We start from the raw sequence: 7,035 nt of genomic DNA, 5'->3' as shown, positions 1-7,035 counted from the left end.
CACCCCGCCCTTGTGGTGCTCCAGCATCAGCTGCAGGTAGAGCACCTCGGCGTCCCGCCCGCTGAGCGAGCCCAGCTTGGCGACCGGCCGGGCACCCGCCGCCGTCACTGGTCCGAGTAGCTGAGGTCCCCCAGGGTCCAGCTGCTGACGTCGTCGATCGCGATGCGGTACATCCCGCCGGTGTGCGGGAGGCCGAAGCTGCCCTGCAGGATCTTGGCGAGGTGCAGGTGCAGGTGGGTCACCGGGGCGTCGGCGTCCGTCACCGCATCGGCGAACAGCGGCGCGAAGGGTTTGAGGTGGTCGGACGCCTCCAGGACTTCGGCGACTCGTTCCCGCCAGACAGTCTCGGCGGCGAGCCGCCCGGTGATGACTGCGCCGGGGACGACCACGGTGATCGGCATCTGATTACTGCCCGTCGACTCCACCATCGCGGTGATACTGATGAGCAACGGATCCGGGTTCGGCATACCGCCAGGCTAACGGACCGGACCCGGCGGAGTCAGGGTCCCGGGCCCGCCGGCTTCGCTCCGGCCGGTCCCGGCGCCGCCTGTCGGCCGCGAACGCCCACGGCCGCCCGGCCCGCCCCCGGGAACGCCGAAGGGCCTGCACCGTGCGCGAAGCGCAGTGCAGGCCCGTGCTGTTCGGCCGGGGCCGCTCAGCGGTGCGTACTACAGGGGGCGAATGTTCTCCGCCTGCGGGCCCTTCTGGCCCTGCGTGACGTCGAACTCGACCTTCTGGCCCTCGAGCAGCTCACGGAAGCCCTGGGCGTTGATGTTCGAGTAGTGGGCGAAGACGTCCGGGCCGCCACCCTCCTGCTCGATGAAGCCGAAGCCCTTCTCCGCGTTGAACCACTTCACAGTGCCATTAGCCATAAAAATTCTCCTTGAAAGGGCAAATCCGGAGCTTCGCACCTCGCGAAGTCCCGCGTCGCCGCGATGAGGCCCACCCGAGGAAAATCCGGGGAAAACAAAAATGCGCCAGCGGTTACAACCGGCAGGCGCACACAGAGTTCATGGGAACCAAAACTGCAACTGACGTCGACTCTAGCAGGTGCGGGAGCGAAACGGGGTCTTTTTCCGGCCGCGTCCGCGGTGTGGCATCCGGCACCGTCCGGCCCGGCCGCGCGCGCGGGCGGTTCCGAACGCGGGCGCCGCCCGCCCCGGGAGGCGGGCGGCGCCCCTGGACGGGCCCCCGGGCTCAGCCCAGCGGCTTGTCGAGCACCGCCTTGGTGTGGCTGAACGTCGCCAGCGAGTACTCGCCGTGGTAGTTGCCCATGCCGCTCTCCCCGACGCCGCCGAAGGGCAGTTCGGGCACGGCCAGATGGGACACCGGAAGGCCGAAGACCAGGGCACCGGAGGAGGTCTCCTCGGCGAGCCGGCGCTTGGTCGTCTCCGACTCCGTGAAGGCGTAGAGCGCGAGCGGCTTCTCCCGCCCGGTGATGAAGGCGATCGCCGCGTCGAGATCGGCCACCTCCAGCACCGGCAGCACCGGGCCGAAGATCTCCTCGCGCATCACCGGGGCGTCCGGATCCACGTCGGCGAGCACGGTGGGCTCGATGAAGCGGGTGGCCCGGTCGTGGCCGCCGCCGGTGACCACGCGGCCGTCGCCGAGCAGCGCGGCCAGGCGGTCGAAGTGGCGGGTGTTGACGATCCGGCCGTACTCGGGATCAGCCGCCGGGTCCTCGCCGTAGAGCGCGCGGACGGCCTCGGCCAGGTGCCCGGCCAGCGCGGGACCGGTGCCGCCCACGGCGAGGACGTAGTCGGGGGCCACGCAGGTCTGGCCGGCGTTGAGGAACTTGCCGGCGGCCAGCCGCCGGGCGGTGACCTCCAGGTCGGTGTCCGGGTCGACCACCACCGGGCTCTTGCCGCCGAGTTCCAGGGTCACCGGGGTCAGGTGGCGGGCGGCGGCGGTCATCACGATCCGGCCGACCGCGCCGTTGCCGGTGTAGAAGATGTGGTCGAACCGCTGCTCCAGCAGGGCGGTGGTCTCCGGGACGGCGCCCTCGACGACGGCGACGGCCTCCGGGTCGAGGTAGCGCGGGAGCAGCCGGGCCAGCGCGGCGGAGGTGGCGGGGGCCAGCTCGCTGGGCTTCACGAGGACGGCGTTGCCGGCCGCCAGCGCGCCCACGACCGGGGCCAGGGCGAGCTGGAGCGGGTAGTTCCAGGGCGCGATCACCAGCACCACGCCGAGCGGCTCCCGGACCACCCGGGCGGTGGCCGGGCGGAACGCCTCGGGGACGTCGGCCGGCCGCGGGCTCAGCCACTCGTCCAGGTGCCGGACGGTGTGGTCGAGCTCGTTGAGGGTGAAGGCGATCTCCGTGCGGTACGCCTCGGCGGGTCCCTTGCCGAGGTCGGCGTGGAGCGCCGTGAGGAAATCCTCGCTCCGCTCGGTGAGCAGCGCGCGCAGGGCGCCCAGCTGCTCCCGGCGCCAGGCGACCGGGCGGGTCCGGCCGCTCGCGAAGGCGGCGCGCAGCCCGGCGACGACGGTGGCGGGATCGGATTCGGTGATGGCCTTCATGAGAGTACTCCCGACAGGAAATTTTGAAGCGCTTGATAGTTGATAACATCAAGCTTCTGTCGACAGTAGGCCGAGATGGTTGGCAAAGTCAATCATCTCCGGGGCCGGCGCGGCCGCCCGGGCGCGCGACCCACCCGGGCGGCCGGTTCCGTGCGGCCGGGCGGCCGCTACTCGACCGTCACGCTCTTCGCCAGGTTGCGCGGCTTGTCGACGTCGCGCTTCAGGGCCACCGCGGCGTAGTAGGCCAGCAGCTGGAGCGGGATGTTGAGGAGCAGCGGGTCCAGCTCCGGCTCGCTCTTGGGCACCAGGATGCAGTGGTCCGCGAGCTTGGCCTCGGGCCGGCGGTGGGCGACGGCCAGCACGCGGCCGGAGCGGGCCTTGATCTCACCGAGGGTGGTGAGGTTCTTGTCGAGCAGCTCGTCGTCCGGAACCAGCGCGACGGTCGGCAGCTCGGGGCTGATCAGCGCGAGCGGGCCGTGCTTCAGCTCGCTGGCGGGGTAGGCCTCGGCGTGGACGTAGGAGATCTCCTTGAGCTTCTGCGCACCCTCGCGGGCCACCGGGAAGCCGCGGACCCGGCCGATGAACATCATGCCCTCGGACTCGGCGTACACGGCCGCGAGCTCGGCGATCTCCTCGCCCTGCGCGAGGATCTCCCGGATCTGGTCCGGCAGCGCCTTCAGCCCGGCCACGATCCGGCGGCCGTCGGCGGGCGAGAGGTCGTGGATGCGGCCGAAGTGCAGGGCGAGCAGCGCGAAGGCGACCACCGTCGAGGTGAAGGCCTTGGTGGAGGCGACCGAGATCTCCGGTCCGGCGTGCAGGTAGATGCCGCCGTCGCACTCGCGCGCGATGGCGCTGCCGACGGTGTTGACCACGCCGAGCACCCGCCCGCCCTTGCGCTTGATCTCCTGGACGGCGGCGAGCGTGTCGTACGTCTCGCCGGACTGGCTGACCGCCACGTACAGGGTGTCCGCCTCGATCACCGGGTTGCGATAGCGGAACTCCGAGGCCGGCTCGCTGTGGGCGGGGATCCGGGACAGCTCCTCGATCAGCTGGGCGCCCATCTCGCCGGCGTAGTAGGCGGAGCCGCAGCCGAGGATCTTGACCCGGCGGATCTCGCGCAGCTCGCGGGCGTCCAGGTTGAGACCGCCGAGGTGGGCGGTGGCGAAGCGCTCGTCGAGCCGGCCGCTGAGGGTGCGCTCCACCGAGCCGGGCTGCTCGTGGATCTCCTTGAGCAGGAAGTGCTCGTAGCCGCCGGTGTCGTAGGAGTCGATCTCCCAGTCGACGGTGGACGGCTGGCGGTGGGTGGTGCGGGCGTCCTCGGTGAAGGTGCGGAAGCCGTCGGCGCGGACGGTGGCCAGCTCGCCGTCCTCCAGGTGGACGACCTGGCGGGTGTAGCGGACGAGGGCGGAGACGTCGGAGGCGGCGAACATCTCCTTCTCGCCGATGCCGAGCACGATCGGGCTGCCGTTGCGGGCGACCACGATCCGGTCGGGCTGCTCCGCGTCGAGCACGGCGATGCCGTAGGTGCCGACCACCTTGCCGAGCGCGGCGCGCACCGCGTCCTCCAGCTCCGCGCCCTCGGCGGCGTGCGCGGCGATCAGGTGGGCGAGCACCTCGGTGTCGGTCTCGGAGCGGAACACCGCGCCGTCGGCGGTCAGCTTGGCCCGCAGCTCGTCGGCGTTCTCGATGATGCCGTTGTGGACGACGGCGATGCGCTCGGCGTTGTCCAGGTGCGGGTGGGCGTTGGCGTCGCTGGGCACGCCGTGGGTCGCCCAGCGGGTGTGCCCGATGCCGGTGGTGCCCTTGAACCGGGCCGGCACGGCGGCGGCGAGGTCGGCGACCCGGCCCTTGACCTTGCGGAGCTTGAGGCCGCCGGTGCGGCCGGTCACGGCCACGCCGGCCGAGTCGTAGCCGCGGTACTCCAGCCGGGCCAGGCCCTCCAGGAGGAAGGGGGTCGCGTCCTTGGGGCCGATGTAGGCCACGATTCCGCACATCTGGGTGGACTCCTTGAACGGGGAGGGCGAGGGGGCGACGGCGGTCAGCCGTAGACGATCCGGCGCAGCTGGCGGGCCGAGAGCCCGGGCGCCGCGACGCGCCGGGCGGGCAGCTCCTCGGCCAGCCGGGCGAAGATCTTCTCGTTGGTCAGGCCGCGTGCCTGCAGCTCGCCGTGGCGGCGGCGGACGTACTCCTCGGCCGTCTCGGAGAAGTACGCCAGCACCTCCGCCACCACCCGCGCCGCCTCGCGGGGCCCGAGCGGGCTGGTCCGGGTGAGGTGGGCGAGCAGGTCTTCGTGAGGGTGCGAGGAGCCGGGTGAGCTGGACACGAATGGGGAGCCTAGGCCGGACCGAGCCGCGAGATCAAAGATCCTGCCCGATTTCGGGCAGGCCTTGCGACATTCGGAGCAGGCAGGGCGCCCGAAGCCCCTTCCGGCCCTCGGGTGGCGGCGCGCCACCCCGACCGGCGCCAGCTCGCCACCCGGCCGACACACCCTTGTAGCGACACCACTACGCCCCGTAGCGTGATACTCCGCATACGCATCGGAGATGCGTAGCGGAAGACCGGAGGCTTGCTGATGTGCGGGATCACCGGATGGGTCGACTTCGAGCGCGACCTCACCGCCCAGCGTCCAGTGCTGGACGCGATGACGCGGACCCAGCTCTGCCGCGGCCCGGACGCCGGCGGCGCCCACCTGGAGCGGCACGCCGCGCTCGGCCACCGCCGCCTCGCCGTGATCGACATCGAGGGCGGCACCCAGCCCATGACCGTCGAGCACGACGGCCGCGTACTGGCCGCCCTCACCTACAGCGGCGAGGTCTACAACCACCGCGAGCTGCGCGCCGAGCTGGAGGCGGCCGGCCACCGGTTCCGCACCCGCAGCGACACCGAGGTGGTGCTGCACGCCTACCTGGAATGGGGCGAGGGCCTGGCCGAGCGGCTGAACGGCATGTTCGCCTTCGCCGTCTGGGACTCCCGCCGCCAGGAGCTGCTGCTGGTCCGCGACCGGATGGGCGTCAAGCCGCTGCACTACTTCCGGACGCCGCACGGCGTGGTCTTCGGCTCCGAGGCCAAGGCCGTGCTGGCGCACCCGGACGTCCGGGCGGTGGTCGACCTGGACGGGCTGCGCGAGATGCTCGCCGTCAGCCGGACCCCCGGCCGCACCGTCTACCGGGGGATCGCCGAGGTGCGGCCCGGCCACGTCGTCCGGGTGCGCAGCCAGGGCGTCACGACCCGGCGGTACTGGGCGCTGGAGGCCCGCGAGCACACCCACAACCTGGAGACCACCGTCGCCACCGTCCGCGCCCTGCTGGAGGACATCGTCCACCGCCAGCTGGAGGCGGACGTCCCGCTCTGCTCGCTGCTCTCCGGCGGGCTCGACTCCAGCGCCGTCACCGCCATCGCCGCCCGGGCGCTGCGGACGGCCGGAGCCGGCCCGGTGCGCTCCTTCGCGGTCGACTTCACCGGCCAGAGCGAGAGCTTCCGGGCCGACGCCGTCCGGTCCACCCCGGACGGCCCGTACGCGCGGACGCTGGCCGGGCACGTCGGCGCCGACCACCACGTCATCGAGCTGGACAGCGCCGCGCTCACCGACCCGGCGCAGCGCTCCGCCGTACTGCGGGCCCGGGACACCCCCGGCGGCTTCGGCGACATGGACGTCTCGCTGCTGCTGCTCTTCCGGGGCGTGCGCGAGAAGTCCACCGTGGCGCTGTCCGGCGAGTCCGCCGACGAGCTGTTCGGCGGCTACCGCTGGTACCACGACCCGAAGCTGGTCGCCGCCGACGACTTCCCGTGGGTGGACGCGGTCACCCAGCTCGGCGGAACCGGCGCCGGCCCCCGCGACCAGCTGCTGGACCGGGGGCTGGCCGAGAAGCTCGACGTGGCCGAGTACCGGCGGGCCCGCTACCGCGAGGCGCTGACCGAAGTCCCCCACCTGCCCGGCGCCGACCCGGTGGAACGCCGGATGCGCGAGATCTCCTACCTCAACCTCACCCGCTTCGTCTGCATCCTGCTGGACCGCAAGGACCGGATGAGCATGGCCAACGGCCTGGAGGTCCGGGTGCCGTTCTGCGACCACCGGCTGGTCCAGTACGTCTTCAACACCCCCTGGGCGATGAAGAGCTTCGACGGCCGGGAGAAGAGCCTGCTGCGGGCCGCCGTCCGCGACCTGCTGCCGGCCGAGATCGCCGACCGGGTGAAGAGCCCGTACCCCGTCGTCCAGGACCCGCACTACCCGGCGCTGCTGCGCGCCGAACTCGCCGAGCTCGCCGCCGACCCGGGCGCCCCCGTGCTCGGCCTGCTGGACCGCCGGGCGCTCACCGACGCGCTCGCGCCGGACACCGACCCGCAGTCCGTCCGGCTCGGCGTCGACCTGGCGCTGGACCTCAACGCCTGGCTGACGGAGTACCAGGTCTCCCTGGAACTGTGAGCGGCCGTCACCTCCGGACGGCGGCGTGCCGGGTGCCCGCCGTCCGGGTGGTGACCGCCGGGCATCCCGCTTCGTTGACCGGGTGCGACGTGCGA

At 72.4% G+C, this 7,035-nt stretch carries 6 protein-coding genes; 1 reads left to right on the top strand and 5 read right to left on the bottom strand.

Annotation, left to right across the window (positions count from 1 at the left end):
• Window positions 1–104: 104 nt before the first annotated feature.
• The 5 genes from ABZ495_RS33515 to ABZ495_RS33495 all read right to left on the bottom strand — a co-directional run bounded on the left by ABZ495_RS33515 (window position 105) and on the right by ABZ495_RS33495 (window position 4,840).
• Window positions 105–467, bottom strand: a complete 363-nt coding sequence (locus ABZ495_RS33515; protein ID WP_329491017.1) for a hypothetical protein — start codon at window positions 465–467, stop codon at window positions 105–107.
• Window positions 468–668: 201 nt separating this feature from the next.
• Window positions 669–872, bottom strand: coding sequence for a cold-shock protein (locus tag ABZ495_RS33510; RefSeq protein ID WP_042388274.1), 204 nt, complete (start codon window positions 870–872; stop codon window positions 669–671).
• Between the two features lie 325 nt (window positions 873–1,197).
• Window positions 1,198–2,517 carry an aldehyde dehydrogenase family protein gene (locus ABZ495_RS33505; protein WP_359809815.1) on the bottom strand — a complete coding sequence of 440 codons (1,320 nt, stop codon included), beginning with the start codon at window positions 2,515–2,517 and terminating at the stop codon, window positions 1,198–1,200.
• 167 nt (window positions 2,518–2,684) lie between these two features.
• The gene (glmS, locus tag ABZ495_RS33500; protein WP_359839602.1) at window positions 2,685–4,511 is read right to left on the bottom strand and encodes a glutamine--fructose-6-phosphate transaminase (isomerizing); all 1,827 of its coding nucleotides are present in this window, start codon (window positions 4,509–4,511) and stop codon (window positions 2,685–2,687) included.
• Between the two features lie 44 nt (window positions 4,512–4,555).
• Complete coding sequence (locus ABZ495_RS33495; protein ID WP_329491014.1) at window positions 4,556–4,840, bottom strand: hypothetical protein; 285 nt, start codon at window positions 4,838–4,840, stop codon at window positions 4,556–4,558.
• 249 nt (window positions 4,841–5,089) lie between these two features.
• Here ABZ495_RS33495 and asnB point away from each other — a divergent pair, with 249 nt between their 5' ends.
• Entirely contained in the window at window positions 5,090–6,940 is a 1,851-nt protein-coding gene (asnB, locus tag ABZ495_RS33490; protein ID WP_359839601.1) for an asparagine synthase (glutamine-hydrolyzing), read from the top strand.
• The last annotated feature ends 95 nt before the right edge of the window (window positions 6,941–7,035 follow it).

Origin of the sequence: Kitasatospora sp. NPDC005748 (assembly GCF_040630735.1) — a bacterium.
GTDB lineage: Bacteria > Actinomycetota > Actinomycetes > Streptomycetales > Streptomycetaceae > Kitasatospora.
This window is presented reverse-complemented; position numbering and strand designations above follow the sequence as displayed.